The organism is Anaerococcus lactolyticus ATCC 51172, assembly GCF_000156575.1.
GTDB classification, from domain to species: Bacteria; Bacillota; Clostridia; order Tissierellales; family Peptoniphilaceae; genus Anaerococcus; species Anaerococcus lactolyticus.
The window spans coordinates 16,885-32,212 of the sequence record NZ_GG666061.1; the positions used below are offsets into that span (position 1 = coordinate 16,885).

At 28.9% G+C, this 15,328-nt stretch carries 14 protein-coding genes and 3 pseudogenes; 16 read left to right on the forward strand and 1 reads right to left on the reverse strand.

Annotated features, from left to right (window positions below):
• Positions 1 to 248: 248 nt before the first annotated feature.
• The 11 genes from HMPREF0072_RS10140 to HMPREF0072_RS10190 all read left to right on the forward strand — a co-directional run bounded on the left by HMPREF0072_RS10140 (position 249) and on the right by HMPREF0072_RS10190 (position 10,829).
• The gene (locus HMPREF0072_RS10140) at positions 249 to 830 is read left to right on the forward strand and encodes an ATP-binding cassette domain-containing protein (protein ID WP_248601183.1); all 582 of its coding nucleotides are present in this window, start codon (positions 249 to 251) and stop codon (positions 828 to 830) included.
• 106 nt (positions 831 to 936) lie between these two features.
• Positions 937 to 2,712 (forward strand): ABC transporter ATP-binding protein, encoded by a 1,776-nt coding sequence (locus HMPREF0072_RS10145; protein ID WP_248601184.1) that lies wholly within the window; start codon positions 937 to 939, stop codon positions 2,710 to 2,712.
• Complete coding sequence (locus HMPREF0072_RS10150; protein WP_004830217.1) at positions 2,705 to 4,450, forward strand: ABC transporter ATP-binding protein; 1,746 nt, start codon at positions 2,705 to 2,707, stop codon at positions 4,448 to 4,450. The genes HMPREF0072_RS10145 and HMPREF0072_RS10150 overlap by 8 nt, the downstream gene beginning before the upstream one ends.
• Before the next feature lie 228 nt (positions 4,451 to 4,678).
• On the forward strand, positions 4,679 to 5,197 hold the full coding sequence (locus HMPREF0072_RS10155; RefSeq protein WP_004830221.1) for a hypothetical protein: 519 nt from the start codon (positions 4,679 to 4,681) through the stop codon (positions 5,195 to 5,197).
• 100 nt (positions 5,198 to 5,297) lie between these two features.
• On the forward strand, positions 5,298 to 5,555 hold the full coding sequence (locus HMPREF0072_RS10160) for a cyclase family protein (protein ID WP_039931463.1): 258 nt from the start codon (positions 5,298 to 5,300) through the stop codon (positions 5,553 to 5,555).
• Positions 5,556 to 5,576: 21 nt separating this feature from the next.
• Entirely contained in the window at positions 5,577 to 5,945 is a 369-nt protein-coding gene (locus HMPREF0072_RS10165; protein WP_004830224.1) for a hypothetical protein, read from the forward strand.
• A gap of 13 nt (positions 5,946 to 5,958) precedes the next feature.
• Positions 5,959 to 6,546, forward strand: a complete 588-nt coding sequence (locus HMPREF0072_RS10170) for an MptD family putative ECF transporter S component (protein WP_004830226.1) — start codon at positions 5,959 to 5,961, stop codon at positions 6,544 to 6,546.
• Position 6,547: 1 nt separating this feature from the next.
• The gene (locus tag HMPREF0072_RS10175; protein ID WP_004830229.1) at positions 6,548 to 7,219 is read left to right on the forward strand and encodes an energy-coupling factor transporter transmembrane component T; all 672 of its coding nucleotides are present in this window, start codon (positions 6,548 to 6,550) and stop codon (positions 7,217 to 7,219) included.
• Positions 7,220 to 7,233: 14 nt separating this feature from the next.
• Positions 7,234 to 8,607 (forward strand): ABC transporter ATP-binding protein, encoded by a 1,374-nt coding sequence (locus HMPREF0072_RS10180; RefSeq protein WP_004830232.1) that lies wholly within the window; start codon positions 7,234 to 7,236, stop codon positions 8,605 to 8,607.
• A gap of 204 nt (positions 8,608 to 8,811) precedes the next feature.
• Positions 8,812 to 9,861, forward strand: coding sequence for a saccharopine dehydrogenase NADP-binding domain-containing protein (locus tag HMPREF0072_RS10185; RefSeq protein WP_004830233.1), 1,050 nt, complete (start codon positions 8,812 to 8,814; stop codon positions 9,859 to 9,861).
• Between the two features lie 50 nt (positions 9,862 to 9,911).
• Positions 9,912 to 10,829: an alpha/beta hydrolase family protein gene (locus tag HMPREF0072_RS10190; protein WP_004830235.1), complete on the forward strand. Its 918-nt coding sequence runs from the start codon at positions 9,912 to 9,914 to the stop codon at positions 10,827 to 10,829.
• Positions 10,830 to 11,093: 264 nt separating this feature from the next.
• On the opposite strand, the gene HMPREF0072_RS10195 is transcribed toward HMPREF0072_RS10190, so the two are convergent.
• The gene (locus HMPREF0072_RS10195) at positions 11,094 to 11,606 is read right to left on the reverse strand and encodes a helix-turn-helix domain-containing protein (protein ID WP_155811910.1); all 513 of its coding nucleotides are present in this window, start codon (positions 11,604 to 11,606) and stop codon (positions 11,094 to 11,096) included.
• Positions 11,607 to 11,608: 2 nt separating this feature from the next.
• Between HMPREF0072_RS10195 and HMPREF0072_RS11430 the strand changes: the two are divergent.
• The 5 genes and pseudogenes from HMPREF0072_RS11430 to HMPREF0072_RS10215 all read left to right on the forward strand — a co-directional run.
• Positions 11,609 to 11,776: pseudogene (locus HMPREF0072_RS11430) on the forward strand (MATE family efflux transporter); the annotation flags it as partial.
• 43 nt (positions 11,777 to 11,819) lie between these two features.
• Entirely contained in the window at positions 11,820 to 12,359 is a 540-nt protein-coding gene (locus HMPREF0072_RS10200) for a helix-turn-helix domain-containing protein (RefSeq protein WP_004830242.1), read from the forward strand.
• A pseudogene (locus tag HMPREF0072_RS10205) lies at positions 12,338 to 13,216 on the forward strand (IS3 family transposase); the annotation flags it as partial. The gene HMPREF0072_RS10200 and the pseudogene HMPREF0072_RS10205, both read left to right, overlap by 22 nt.
• A 35-nt stretch (positions 13,217 to 13,251) precedes the next feature.
• Positions 13,252 to 14,109 (forward strand): annotated as a pseudogene (locus tag HMPREF0072_RS10210) (MATE family efflux transporter); the annotation flags it as partial.
• A gap of 235 nt (positions 14,110 to 14,344) precedes the next feature.
• A complete protein-coding gene (locus tag HMPREF0072_RS10215) occupies positions 14,345 to 14,755 on the forward strand; it encodes a sigma factor-like helix-turn-helix DNA-binding protein (protein WP_039931464.1) in 411 nt (136 codons plus the stop codon).
• Positions 14,756 to 15,328 lie beyond the last annotated feature (573 nt).

The window sequence follows — 15,328 nt, forward strand, 5'->3', positions numbered from 1 at the left end:
TAAAAAAATCAAAAAATCTTGGCTGTTTTAGAGAATAATTGAGTTATCGTCATAAATATTAATGAACCTGATTATGTGGATTTAGGATTAAGAACAAGAAATATTACAATGTGTAAAGAAAACAAAAATAAAATTGCAGTTGGGAAAAATTTTATAAGCATAGAAAACTATTTTTTTCTCATTATAAAGATAAATAAATTCTAAATATAAAAAATTGTGTAATTCCAAAAAATCATACAATTGCAATAATTGGCAATAATGACTCAGGGAAAACCACTTTTTCAAGGTGTCTATGCGGTTTAGAAAGAAAGTTTAATGGAAAAACTGTGATTGATGGGAAAACACATACAAATAAAGAAATGCTTAAAAAATCATTTTTGGTAATGCAAGATGTTAATCATCAATTATTTACGGAGAGCGTAAATGAGGAGATACGAATCTCAACTGATAAAATTGATGATAATAAGATAAATGAAATATTGGATAAATTTAATTTAAAGAGTAAATTTGATTCCCATCCTATGACTTTATCAGGAGGAGAAAAACAAAGACTTGCTATAATTACCGCATTAGTCTCTAAAAGGGAAATTTTAATTTTTGATGAGCCTACTTCTGGACTTGATAGGGACAATATGCTTGAGTTTTCAGATTTTGTAAAGGAACTTTCAGATGATATAACTAAAATTATTGTAACTAATGATTATGAGTTGATTTTAGAAATTTGTGATTATGTTATACATCTGGAAGATGGAAAAATTAAAGACTCCTATTTTTTAAACGATAAGGGAAATGAGAAATTAAAGGATTATTTTTGTGATAATCAAATATAAAAGGCTAAAAAAGTATAATTTAATATTATTTATAATCTATTAAAAATAAAGTAGGTTTAGTGACATGGTGCAACAATATAAAAGTATTGATAAATAGAATAGGATGGTGGATCTGTTGAATAATAAATGGATAAAAACAATTTTTGAATTTGCGTCGAATTGCAAAGATAAGTTAATTTTGTCAGTAATCATGGCAATTATTGGTGTATTTTGTAGTATCATACCTTACTGGGCAGTGTACAGGCTAATGATAACTTTTATGGAGCAAAAGGCAAGTGTAGAATATGTCGTATGTTATGGAGCTATTGCAATCATCTCCTATGTTGTAAGATATATTTGTCATGGAATATCAACATCATTATCACATATATCTGCTTATACAATTTTAAGAAATATTCGAGAAAAATTAGGTGAAAAACTACTTAATATTTCTATGGGAAATGCGTCAAAAAAGACAATTGGAGAGTATAAGTCGATTATTGTCGATAAGGTTGAAACAATTGAAATGCCTCTTGCCCATATCATACCAGAATGTATATCTGCCTTATTTTTATCAGTGTCTATAGCAATTTTCATGTTATTCATAAGCTGGGAAATGACACTGGCAATGCTTCTTACGGTTCCTTTTGCCCTAATCGCATATAAAAAACTTATGGGAAATTTCAATGAACTCTATGAGGCTCAGATGAAGTCAAATAAATACATGAATTCTACAATAGTAGAGTACATTGGTGGTATTGAAGTAATAAAAACCTTTAACCAAGATAGCCAATCATATCAGAAATATATGGATGCTGTAAACGGATATAAGGAGCATACCTTAAATTGGTTTAAATCAACATGGAATGTTATGAATTTTGCAAGTTCTGTGTTGCCATCAACATTTCTAGGGACATTACCAGTAGGAATGATTTTATATTTAAAGGGCTCATTAACTCCAGCTGATTTTTGTATATGCTTAATGCTGTCCCTGGGGATAGTTAGTCCTCTTACACAGTTTACAAACTATGTAAATCTGTTAAAAAGTATAGAATATGCAATAAAGGACATAAATGAAATTTTACAAATACCTAATCTTATTTCAACGGATAGAGAAGTAGCTGTTGACACAATGAACATAAAATTCAAGGATGTATCTTTTTCTTATGATGATGAGAATACGGTCTTAGAAAATATAAACTTAGATATAGCTGAGAATTCTTTTACAGCCATAGTTGGACCATCTGGATCAGGTAAATCCACTATCGTTAAACTTATTTCAAGATACTGGGATATAGATGAAGGAGAAATAACAATAGGTGGAAAAAACATTAAAAATATACCTTTGAAACAGCTTAATGATTTTATTGGCTATGTTTCACAAGATAATTTCTTATTCAATGAAAGTATCATGGAAAACATACGAATGGGAAATTCTAATGCAAGTGATGAAGAGGTAATTGAGGTGTCAAAAATCTGTGCTTGTCATGATTTTATTATGGAACTTGAGGATGGATACAACTCAAATGTAGGAAGCCTTGGAAGTAAACTCTCAGGCGGACAAAGACAGAGACTTTCTATAGCCCGAATGATGTTGAAGAATTCTCCTATAATTCTACTTGATGAAGCTACAGCCTTTATAGATCCAGACAATGAAGAAAAAATACAAGAAGCAATTAAGCTTTTAACAAAAAACAAAACCTTGATAGTAGTAGCACATCGATTGTCTACTGTAAAAGATGCAAATAAAATAGTTGTCTTAAACAACAAGAAGATATTAGATACAGGAAGTCATGACGAACTACTTGAAAGATCTAGCCTATATAAAGAGATGTGGTTATCACATATAGGAGCAAAAACAAAGTCTACGGTATCTAATATAGGAGGAGAAAGCTATGTTTAAAACTACAAGTAGAATTTTAAAATGGGCTAAAAAATATAAAAAAAGAATGAGAAAAGGTTTTGTCTATTCATTTTTAAACTCTGTTTTTATTTCTATGCCTATTATGTTATCGGTATACGTATTCAACCTCATTCTTAAGAACTATTTTGATGAAGGTAATTATGGAAACAAAGAAATAATTATAGTCACAATATTAATGATTATATTTGTTCTGGGAAGATATGCCACCTCCTACCTTAAGGCTGTAAATCAAGAAAGTATAGGCTATGAAGTAACCGCTGACCAAAGAATTCAAATCGGTGATGTACTAAAAAGGGTAGCACTTGGATTTTTTCAAGAAAACAACCCTGGAGAACTTACTAGTGCTGTAACTACTGATTTATCTTTCTTTGAAAACTATGCTATGAAGATGATAGATATTGTCATTAATGGCTATATAATGGCAGCTGTCATGATACTGAGTATTTCCTTTTTATCTTGGAAATTGGGAATAATTGCTGTTTTGGGGGTATTGACTTCATATATATTCCTAGCAATGCTTGGTAGATTTTCAGAAAAAAACTCTATTCCTTACCATAAGGCTCAAAATGATTTGGTGGAAGCCACAATGGAGCTTGTGATGGGACTTCCAATAGTTAGGGCCTTTAATAAAGATGATGCTAGTCTTAAAAACTTCAATGAGGCTATTTTAAATAGCAAACAGACAAATATTAAAATTGAAAGCCAGTACACACCCTTCAACTGCTTACATTTATTTTCGTTAAAATTAGCATCAATTTTAATTGTGATACTTGCTGGAATTATGACTATAAAGGCTCAAATAGAAATGCCTATTATGATTGCAGTGTTTATATTTTCCTTTATTATGTTTTCTTCGGTAGAGAATGTAAACTCGGCAACCCATGTTTTAGAGGTTTTGGATAAAACATTAGATAATTTGGACAAAATGAAGAGTGCAGATTTTTTAGATGAAAATGGAAAAGATTTGCCCTTAAAAAATCATAATATTATCTTTGATAGAGTAAGTTTTTCATACGATAAGACACCTATTATAAAAGATGTTTCCTTTAAAATTCCAGAAAAAACAATAACAGCTATAGTCGGACCGTCAGGTTCTGGCAAAACAACAATATGTAATCTTATTTCGCGTTTTTATGATGTAAAGGAAGGTAGTATAAGGATTGGAGATGTAGATATAAGGGATTTAAGTTTGTCCAGTTTACTGTCTAATATAAGTACAGTATTTCAAAAAGTATATCTATTTAATGATACAATCGAAAATAATATAAAATTTGGAAAGCCTACTGCCAGCAAAGAAGAAGTAATTAATGCAGCAAAAAAAGCTCAGTGCCATGACTTTATTATGAAATTACCAAATGGCTATAAGACAATTGTTGGTGAAGGCGGTGGAGCCCTATCAGGAGGAGAAAAACAGAGAATATCTATAGCTAGGGCTATGCTAAAAGATGCTCCTATAATCATATTAGATGAAGCGACATCTAGCATAGATCCAGAAAATGAATATTTAATACAAAGAGCCATATCTAATTTAAGTAAAGGAAAAACTGTAATTATTATTGCCCATAGAATTGTAACAATAGAGGAAGCAGACCAAATACTTGTATTGGACGATGGGGAAATTGTTCAAAGAGGAAAACACAGAGATTTAATAGAAGAAGAGGGACTATATAGAAGTTTTATGAGAATCAGGGGCAAAGTAGAAAATTGGAAAATATAATAAGAAGATAAAATAAATGCTAAAATTGAGTCACATATCATGTATGGGTTGATAATTTACAAGAGGCTTCAAAAAAAATCACCGAAATGGGATTTAAAATCGAGTGGGGTTCTAAAAATATTAATAAATCAAATAACTTTTTTATTTGGTTAGATGATGGACATTTTTTAGAAATATTTACCATTAAGAAAAGATATTTACCGGGAGGATTAGGTTTATTGTTTTTATATGGTAGATACCCAGCAAAAAAAATGGTGGTATTGGTATAAGGCGAAAAACTCATGGTGCGATTTTGCATTGGAAGATTTCGATTTGAAGAATACATCAATTGAACATGGAAAATGGAAAACACTTGTTAATATTGAAAAAACAAAGCAAGAAGTTAAGAACAAAGGGTTTAAAGTTTCTAAAAAGACAATGCATTGGAGTAGAAAGAACTATAAAGAGCAACAAGCGTATTTTAGTTTTTTTGTATTTCAAAATATTAGATTACCTTTTATTGTTTCTAGATATGAGCCAAATCAAAAACTATTATGTGTGAATCATATAAATGGATCATATAGATTAGGGTACGTACGTATAGATGCATCATATAAGGACTATCAAGAAATGAATACGATTACGAAAAATGATAATGGAATTATAATTGAGAAAGGAGATAAAACATGTATAAAGGAGATAGGGATAATTGGATTGGATAAAGAATTAAGGTTTTGTGAAATGGTGTTTAAACCAGTGGTCAAATAAACAAATAATTATTAAAAATTAACTTACTAACAATATATTGATGATTATAGGTTTACTATTATAAAGTTTAATAAATGCTAAAATGGAAGTATTAGTAAAAATGATAAATAAATTAATAGAAGAACTAAAAAAATTAGAATGGGTTGATTTAACTCACAGTTTTGATGAAAATAGCCATAGATGGAAAGGGTTTAAACCCCTAAAAAAAATAATATTGGATTTTAATGAGTATCCAGTAAAAGCACATGAATATACTTTCCTTGGTCAATATGGCACTCATATTGATGTACCAGCTCATGTAGATCCTGATGGTATGACGCTAGATAAAATAGAATTAAAAAGAATTGTGAAGGAGTAATTTGGGATTACAAATGAAATTATGTTAAAACATGTAAACAATTGCATTTCAGATTATATTGGATTGCAAAAAGAACATGAAAAAAGATTAAAAACATATGCGAAAATTATATATCAAGAGAGGAGGTTCGATCATGATTTTATTTTTAAAACATTTAACGTTCATGAAAAGACATTAAAAAGTTTTAATGTAAATCTATCTCCGTATATTGGAGAGGTAGAAGTCATATTAAATGAAAAATATATGATTGACCATGATATTGCTTATGATCAAATAATTAAAAAGTGGAAGGAGATATGTTTTGGGATACTTAAAAGCAATGAGATTAAAGTGAATTTAGGCTATTGCGAAGAAGAAATAGATAGTATACTTTTAAAATCAATGATATAGGAGGAGAAGAGAAATGGATAATAAGTTGAAGGGAAAAGATTTAATAACAATAGGAATCTATACAGCCATATATTTTGTAATCAATTTTGCCTTTATGGTGGCAGGAATGATACCAGTTATGTGGATATTAATGTCTGCATTAATTGCACTTTTTACAGGAATACCATATATGATGATATGTAATAAAGTTAAAAAGCCAGGGGCTATTTTAATAATGGGTACTATTACTGTTTTGATTTACTATGCGACTGGTCAATTTACAACAGTTATTCTTACAACTTTTGTAATAGGTTGTATACTTGCAGAAATTATAAGAAAAGTTACTAATTATAAGAGTTTTTTAGGAAACACTTTGTCATTTGCCTTTTTTTCTATTGGTATGATAGGTTCTCCACTACCTATTTGGTTATTTAAAGAATCATTTTTTGCACATATAGCAGAGGTGGGGATGTCACAGGACTATATAAATACCTTAGAAACATTTACTTCACCTGTGGTACTGATAGGAGTCTTTGTTTTGACTCTAATATGTGCAGTACTAGGTTCTTTGTTTGCAAGGAGGATAATGAAAAAATATTTTAAAAAAGCGGGTATTATGTAAAATGAATAAAGATAAATTAAATTTAGACCCAAGAGCAGGGATTTTCCTGCTCTTTATTTTGAACTTTACAATATTTAACGTATCAAAAACTTCTGCATTGTTTCTTTTATTGCTTTGGAGTTGTATATATGCTGTATACAATGGATTTTACAAGATATCAATAAAATTTGTTATTGCATACTTGCTGTTTTATGGGATAGAGTTTTTTGTTTTACCAAAGTTACCAAGTTTAATTGCTGTGTCTTTTGCTATTTTGCTAATGTATGTTTTAAAAATGTTATCAGTAGCATTATTTGGTTATACTTTTGTTAAAACAACAAGTTTATATGAGTTGATTAGTGCCCTTAGAAAAATGCATTTTCCAGAAAGTATTATAACAGGCTTATCAATAACGCTTAGATATTTTCCAGCCTTGAAAGAGGACTATGCTAAAACACGTGATACTATGAAGTTAAAAAAGATGTCGACCATAGATAAATTAAATGGATTAATTATTACCACTATTATGAGAGCTACATTAAATATAGAGGAATTATCACAAGCTGCAACGGTAAGAGGTATAGACAATCCTGTAAAAAGAAATTCAATAATTGAATTACATTTTAAAAGAAGAGATTTGCTTGTATGTGTCATATCTTTTGCTTTCTATGCTTTGGTTTATTTTAGATATTAAGAGGAGGTAAAGATATGATTGAATTAAAAGATGTTTCTTATTCTTATTCAGAAGAGGAACAGATAGTAAAAAATCTAAATCTTAAGATACAAGATGGTGAATGTATTTTGTTATGTGGAAGAAGTGGATGTGGAAAAACAACAATAGGCAGAATTATAAACAATTTAATCCCACGTTTTTTTGAAAACGGACGTATGAAGGGGGAGGTTTATATTGATGATAAAAACACCAATCAATTTGAAATGTATGAATTATCCAGACTAATTGGAACAGTTTTTCAAAATCCCAAAGCACAATTTTTTCATACAAATTCAGATGCAGAAATCGTTTTTGGTTTGGAAAATAGTGGAATGGAATCTGAGGAAATTATAAAAAGTTATAAAAAAGCTGTAGATGAATTGAATATACAAAATTTGACAAACAAAAATATGTTCTTAATGTCAGGTGGAGAAAAGCAGATTATTGCCTTTGCATCTATTTATGCTATGAATCCTAAAGTTTATGTTCTGGACGAGCCTACTGCAAATATTGACAAGACAACAATTCTAAAAATCAGAGAAATCATAGAGAAGTTAAAAGAAGCAGGACATACTATAATTATTTGTGAACATAGATTGTATTTTTTAAAGGATTTAGTAGATAGAGTATTATATGTAGATAAAGGAGTTATTAAACAATCTTTTTCTGGAAATGATTTTTTTAAGTTAGATGACAAAAAAAGAATATCAATGGGCCTTAGAAGCTTAGAAGAACCAACTTTAAAAACTGAAACTAAGCAAAACACATCAAACAATTCTTTAAAGATTGAAAATTTATCTTGTAATTATGGTGAAAAAAAAGTATTTGAGAACTTAAATCTAGGAGTAAATGAAGGAGAAATATTAGGAATTATAGGGAAAAACGGTGTAGGGAAAACTACTCTAATTAGATGTATTGCAGGCCTGCACAAACAATCAGAAGGTCAAATCTCACTAAATGGGAAGGTGCTAAATAATAAAGAAAGGCAGAAACTATCAGCGATGGTTATGCAAGATGTAAATTATCAATTGTTTACAAATAATCTAGTTGAAGAATGTCATTTAGGAAATAATTGTAGTGATAGTCAGATTGAAGAAGTTTTAAAGGAATTAGGATTAATTGAATTTAAAGAGCTGCATCCTATGGTACTTTCAGGAGGACAAAAACAAAGGTTAGTAATTGGAAATGCAGTGTTATCAGATAAACAAATATTTATTTTTGATGAACCAACATCAGGACTAGATTACGAAGGAATGAAAGTAGTATCTAAGGAACTTAAAAAATTAAGTAAAAATAGCTACTATATTTTTATAGTATCTCATGACAGAGAGTTTATAAATGCTACTTGTGATAGAGTTTATGAATTTTAAAATGTAATAGGAGAATATATTAAGCACTGTAAAGTATTTAGTATATATGGAATTGTAATGACAGGAAAATAAGCAAATAATTGCACTAGAAATTTAAAAGAATAATAGGTAAAAATATATAAAATTTGTAAATATGAATAATGTATTCAAGTAATTAACAAATAAAAGATTGGGATAAAAACAGATATATAGAGGTTAAAAAGAATGTATAAAGTAGGTATTTTAGGATGCAGTGGGAATATTGGTTCAATTGTTCTAGAAGAAATTTCTAAAACTGAAGATAATTATATTTATGCAGCAACTAGAAACGAAAGAAATATTATTAAGAAAAACAATATACATCACAAGATTTTTGATATTGAAAATAAAGATAAACTAAATGATTTTATTTCTAAATGTCAAGTTGTAATAAATTGCACTGGTATAAAAAATGCAAACATTATTAATGTTTGCATGGAAAACAATGTAAATTATGTGGATCCATCATTTTTTGATCTAAGTGAAACTGTAGAATTACCTAAAACAAAACAAAATAATTGTATAATTTATTCAGCGGGATGCAATCCTGGATTAACAGAGGTTTTCATTAAGTACATTGATACAGAATATAGTCCTCATAAATTGGAAATCATTTTTTCTGGTAGTGGAAGTATGTCGAAATCAGCAATAGAGGAGTTATTAGATATTTCAAATGAATATAAAAGTTCGTTCCGTTCTTTTGTAAGAGGTAATAGTATTGAGAAAATGGAAACTTGGGAAATAAAAAGGAAGCTGAATCATTTATCTGGAGATGTTATTTGTATACCAGTAATTAACCAAAGCTTTTTCAAATGTATTAATAGCACTGATATAAAAACAGCATATTTTTATAATACATTTAAAAGTGAAAAAATCATTTTAAAACTAATTGAAGCAAAAAGCATTATTGAAAAGGATGAGAAAATCTATAGGAATTATATTTCTGAATTAATAGGCTTATTTGAAGAAGAAAGTGTAGGCTATAATTCGTCATTTACTAATTACTATTGTATTTTTTCAAATGGGTTAAATTATAAAAAAAGAATAACTTTAGAATCAAAACTGGACTGGAATAAGCTTACAGCTGTTGTTATAACAGAAGTTATAAATTTGTTGAAACATAATAAAAATTTAAAACATGGGATAGGCGAAGTTTGGGAAATGTTTGATGCTTATGAGATAATAAAAGTTTTTTTGCGTAATGGGTATATTAAAATATCTAACATCCGTCTTTGATGTCAGATATTATGAAATTATATTGTATTTAAGAGATTTGGAGAAAAAATATGGGTTATTTAATTTATGGTTTCGTTATTTTTATTACTATGTATTTTGCTATGTTTTTTCTAGTAATTAGCATAATGCATAGAAAAATATTTAATAAAAGAATAGACTATGTAAATAGTGGGGGACTTTTTTCTGAGGTCAATCAAAAATCAGTATTTTTTGATAACGCCGATAAAAAAAATGATTCTTTTTTTAGATTTGGGATATTTTTTTACCCAAAGAGCCCAAAGAATATTAATGAAAACAACCATTTAATAATATTAGTATGTGGATATGAGGAATCATATTTAGATTTTAAATCAGAGATATTTTTCTGGATAGAAAATGGATATACTGTATTCTGTTATGACATCAAAGGAACTGGGAAAAGCACAGGCAAATTAATTGGTGGATTTACTCAGTTTTTAGAGGATTCCTTATTAGCTATTGAGTATATTGAAAAGAATGAAAAATTCAATAAAGTATCTTTAATAGGTCATAGTATGGGTGGATTTGCAGTAGCAACTTCATTAAAGTTTAAGAAGAACTTTATAGACAATAGTGTAGTCATCTCAGGATTTGATTATCCATCCGAATTTGTAAGAAAGAGTATAGCAAGTAACTTTCATATATTTTTCACTTGGCCTATAGAAATTACCATAAAAATCATTGAATTTCTTAAATTTGGTAAGCTATCTTTTAATAAGTCAATTAAAAGTATTAATAATTTCAATAAACCTGTTTTAATAATTCAATCTATTGATGATATGGTTGTAAAGATTAGTAATTCAATTTATGAAAAAAAGGAAAAGATTACTAACAAAAATGTTGAATACATCTTACTCAAAAATAGCGATCATAATCCTACAAAAAATATTACTGGTGGTTTAAATATAGATTTAATGAATAAAATTAATGAGTTTATTTCAAATAATTAACTAAGCAATTAATAAATAATATTTTTTTGTTTTTTTATAAATTGAGTTTAGAACTATATTTAGTATAAAGATGGAGGAGATTAACTTTAAAACAAACATTTTTAAAGGATACTTTACATGATGAGGCTATTATCTATATTAGAGAAATTTAGAACGGATATTAGGGTGTTTGTTATTCTGATTGAAAAATTTAAAATGATGAAAAAACCGCTACATAGAGGACTCGATTTATTAAAATACCGTAGTCCTCTATTATAATTAATCTTATTTAGCCATATTAACTATACTTTTCACTTCTCGTGGATAAACTCCTTTGAACCTTTTATAAAGTTTACTAAATCGGCTAGGCGAAGTATAGCCTACTGTTTTTGCAATATATCTAATTTCAAGATCTGTATTTAACAAAAGTTGTTCAGCTACATTCATTCTTTTTCTTTGGGTGAATTCTGTAATACTCAAGTTGTTTTTTTTCTTAAAACTTTCTTTTAACTTTGTTCCACTCATACAAGCGATTTTTTCTAGAAGTGATTGAGGTATGTTGATAGAATAATGATCGCTAATATATCTTTCTACATTTTCAATAAGTTTTTCATCTTCGGTTGAAAGAGGCCTATACTTTTTCGAATATTCACTAGCATCAACAGTTATATAAAACCACTCTTTTACCTTTTCCTCAAAGAAAATTTTAGCTTCAATATTTTCAAGTTTGCAAGTCAAAATATCTTTAGCGATTCTACTTATTGGATTAACGATTGAATTTTTAGATTGAAAAAACATATCTTTTAAATCATCTTTTAGATATGGTTGGAGCAAGTGGAGAAATTAAAGAATATGGTATCAGATATTTACGAGTGATTTTCATTGGTTCTTTATTTGTAAACTTTACTCAATCAGCAAACATGGTTATGCGTGGAGAAGGATTAATGAAAAAAGCCATGCTAATTATGACCTGAACCCCAAAATCCGGAATACGGATGGAGGGGTTTTTGTATGCCAAAATACACAAAAGAATTTAAAATAAAATTAGTGCTAGAATACTTATCAGGTAAATCAGGTGGATACAAAGCAATAGCTAAAAAATATGACATTCCCAAAGATAACTTAAGGGAATGGATAAACAAATATAAATCTAGAGGGTTTGATAGTTTATCTAAAAAACCAAAAAATAATAATTACACTAGTGAATTTAAGCTATCTGTAATACAATATAGGCAAATCAATAATACTTCGCTTAGAGAGACCGCAGAGCACTTCAATCTTGTTAATGGTTCTATGGTATATAGATGGGAAAAAGCTTACCGTGAACGTGGCCTATCTGGGCTAGAAGATAACAGAGGAAGGCCTAAAAAAGACATGACCAAATCAAATAAAAAGTCTAAAATTAATACTCCAATAAACGAAAGTGAAAGAGAAGAATTAATAAGATTAAGAGAAGAAAATAGACTTCTAAAAATGAAAATAATCTACGAAAAAAAGCTACAAGCCTTGCTCCTGGAAGAGGAAGCAGAAGCAAGGAAAAAACAAAGATAATCCTCAAGTTACAAAAAGAATACCCTAAAAGCAAAATAAGTGAATGGCTAAGCATAGCTAAATTAGCAAAACCATCATACTATGAATGGAAGATGAAATTAGAACAACCAATAGATAAAGATAAAGAAATCAGAAAAGAAATAATAACCATAATAGAAGGGTCAAAAGGTAGATATGGCTATAGAAGAGTAACTATGGTATTAAAAAACAAAGGCTTTAATGTTAACCATAAAAGAGTTTTAAGGATAATGAGAGAAGAATCATTGCTATGTACTAAATTTAAAAATAGATCAAGAAAATACTCATCATACAAGGGACAAATAGGTAAAGTAGCAGATAACATTGTAAAAATACAATTTAAAGCTACTAAGCCAAATCAATTATGGCTAACAGATGTAACAGAATTTAGAATTAAAGGTCAAGAAAAAAAATTATACCTATCACCAGTATTAGATGTTTACAACAGTGAAATAGTAAGCTATACCCTAAGTTATCACCCGACAATAGAATTAACAAATACAATGATAGATAAGGCTTTACGTAATACAAAAAACAAGCATAACTTAACATTACACTCAGACCAAGGCTTTCACTATCAACACAGTTCATGGACCAATAAGTTAGAAAAAATGAACATTAGACAAAGTATGTCAAGAAAAGGCAATTGTCTAGACAATTCCCCAATGGAGAACTTCTTTGGGATATTAAAACAAGAAATGTTTTATGGAGAAGAGTTTAAAAGTTATGACCATTTGATAAGTAGGATTGAAAAATATATTAAATGGTACAATGAAGATAGAATTAAAACAAAATTAAACGGAATGTCTCCTGTTATGTACAGATTACATTCCGCTTAAAATATTATTAAAATATTCCGTGTTTATGGGTTCAGGTCATTATGGGGCTAGGGGCTTTTTTAAACATAATTCTTGATTCTATTCTAATGAAATTAATGGGAAAATACGCAATAGAAGGTGCTGCACTTGCAACTATTACAGCACAATTGGTTCAAGCAATTATAACACTCCTTTACTTTAAATATAAAAGTAAAGCAGTAAAAATAAATAAAATCCAATCTGATCAGGAAATAAAAAAAGAAATGTTTGGCGTAGGTTCATCTGCTATGATGATGCAAATTTTATTGATGATTCATCAAACAATACTATATAAAATGGCGTTCAAGTACGGCGGTGATCCAAATGGAATCTTGATGGCAGCAACACTTAGAATATATGCCTTTTCATTTATTCCACTTTGGGGAATGAGTCAAGGTTTACAACCTGTAGTTGGTACAAATTTTGGAGCTAAAAAATACGATAGAGTAAAAGAAGCTATGAAAATATTTTCTATCGGAGGGTTAGTTCTTGCATTAATATTTTGGATACCAGCGTTAGCATTTTCAAAGAATATACTTTCCTTATTTGGAGTAGAAGAAAGTATTATAACTCAAGGGATAGGGAACTTTAGACTATTTTATTCTATCTTTATCCTATATGGAGTAATGGTGATGACTATAACATTCTTCCAATCAATAGGAAGCGCTAAAAAAGCTGGCATAATAGTAATGCTAAGACAGTTATTTTTATTTGTGCCTGCCATGATTATTTTGCCAATGATATTTGGAGTAAAAGCAGTATGGTTTGCTGAACCCCTTGTAGATTTAATTATGATAATAGCTGGTGTAGTAATGATGTTTGAAGAACTAAATAGGATGGATAAAATTGGTTTGAAAAATTCAAGTAATGAATAATGAGTGGATTGATTTAAAAGAATGGAGGTAAAATATGCAAAAAAACATAATTAAAATAAACGTACCTTTTTTTTAACTTATCTGTTTACAAGTTAGATAACTCAGCTAAAAAATTAAATATAATTACTATTAGAAAGAGTTTTTTTCATTCTAGAGGACTAACCATGCCCAAGAGCAGGAGTCCTCCTTTTTTTGTCTGAAAACATAAAGACAAAAAAGAATGGAGGAACCATATATGACAAAAGAATATTATCTTTATGTCGGTGGACAAAAAATCAAAGTTAGCAAGCAGATATACAAAGTCTACTGGCAAGAAAGAGAACATGAAAAATATTTAGAGCAGGTGGACAAGAAAAATCACTTGCTCTTTTTTTCGTCCCTAAATCACGATGGGAATTTTGAAAATAATCTAGAAGATAAAAATGTTGATGTTGAAAAAGTTGTCGCAACACAAATGATGATTGAAGCACTTAGAAATGCTATGTCAAAGTTAAATGAAGAGGAACGGGAAATAATTGAAAGATTATATTTCAATGATGAAACACTTCGTGCAGTAGCAAAGACTCAAAATATATCACATCCTGCTTTAATAAAAAGACGAGATAAAATTTTAGAAAAACTAAAGAAATTTATAGAAGAACTATAAATTCTGGTTACCAAAGAGGGCAAATTTTCCTTTATAAAGTGAAGGGGAATTTTGTTCTCTTTTATATAAAAAAAGAAATTAATAGAAATTTGAACCTTGACAACTGAATAGACCAAGACAGGACATTAACCATTTGTGGAGCTTTATAATTTCTTCGCCATGACTTTTCTGCTGATAAGGATTTCGGTTTAAATAAATACTCTAGTTAAAAGAAGGATAAAAGAAAACGAGCGACAAAAAGAAATTATATATTCAGCCTAGGAAACTGATGCATTGAAGCAAATGGGGATAATGATACTTCTACAGTTGTTGCCGGCTCATCTTGAAAAGGGGCGGTGGTGAAATTCCAATGTCGTGACCTACACGCCTGTTAATGTCAAAAAACTTAAAAATATTGAAGATAAGGAGAAGGTATTATGTGTGATGAACATAATATAAATACAGAAATGAAAACAGATAAAAAAGATAAACAGATGATAAATCAAATTGATGGTTGGAATATAGAAGTTAAATTTAATGAGAATGGATTTAGTTTAGAAAATTTAGTAGAGGAATATATCAAAGAAAAATTTT

Bases quoted from the DNA above. Each gene is read 5' to 3' on its own strand.
- HMPREF0072_RS10150 (WP_004830217.1), top strand. From the start codon at position 2,705: ATGTTTAAAACTACAAGTAGAATTTTAAAATGGGCTAAAAAATATAAA.
- HMPREF0072_RS10155 (WP_004830221.1), top strand. From the start codon at position 4,679: ATGGTAGATACCCAGCAAAAAAAATGGTGGTATTGGTATAAGGCGAAA.
- HMPREF0072_RS10160 (WP_039931463.1), top strand. From the start codon at position 5,298: ATGATAAATAAATTAATAGAAGAACTAAAAAAATTAGAATGGGTTGAT.
- HMPREF0072_RS10165 (WP_004830224.1), top strand. From the start codon at position 5,577: ATGTTAAAACATGTAAACAATTGCATTTCAGATTATATTGGATTGCAA.
- HMPREF0072_RS10170 (WP_004830226.1), top strand. From the start codon at position 5,959: ATGGATAATAAGTTGAAGGGAAAAGATTTAATAACAATAGGAATCTAT.
- HMPREF0072_RS10175 (WP_004830229.1), top strand. From the start codon at position 6,548: ATGAATAAAGATAAATTAAATTTAGACCCAAGAGCAGGGATTTTCCTG.
- HMPREF0072_RS10180 (WP_004830232.1), top strand. From the start codon at position 7,234: ATGATTGAATTAAAAGATGTTTCTTATTCTTATTCAGAAGAGGAACAG.
- HMPREF0072_RS10185 (WP_004830233.1), top strand. From the start codon at position 8,812: ATGTATAAAGTAGGTATTTTAGGATGCAGTGGGAATATTGGTTCAATT.
- HMPREF0072_RS10190 (WP_004830235.1), top strand. From the start codon at position 9,912: ATGGGTTATTTAATTTATGGTTTCGTTATTTTTATTACTATGTATTTT.
- HMPREF0072_RS10195 (WP_155811910.1), bottom strand. From the start codon at position 11,606: ATGTTTTTTCAATCTAAAAATTCAATCGTTAATCCAATAAGTAGAATC.
- HMPREF0072_RS10200 (WP_004830242.1), top strand. From the start codon at position 11,820: ATGCCAAAATACACAAAAGAATTTAAAATAAAATTAGTGCTAGAATAC.
- HMPREF0072_RS10215 (WP_039931464.1), top strand. From the start codon at position 14,345: ATGACAAAAGAATATTATCTTTATGTCGGTGGACAAAAAATCAAAGTT.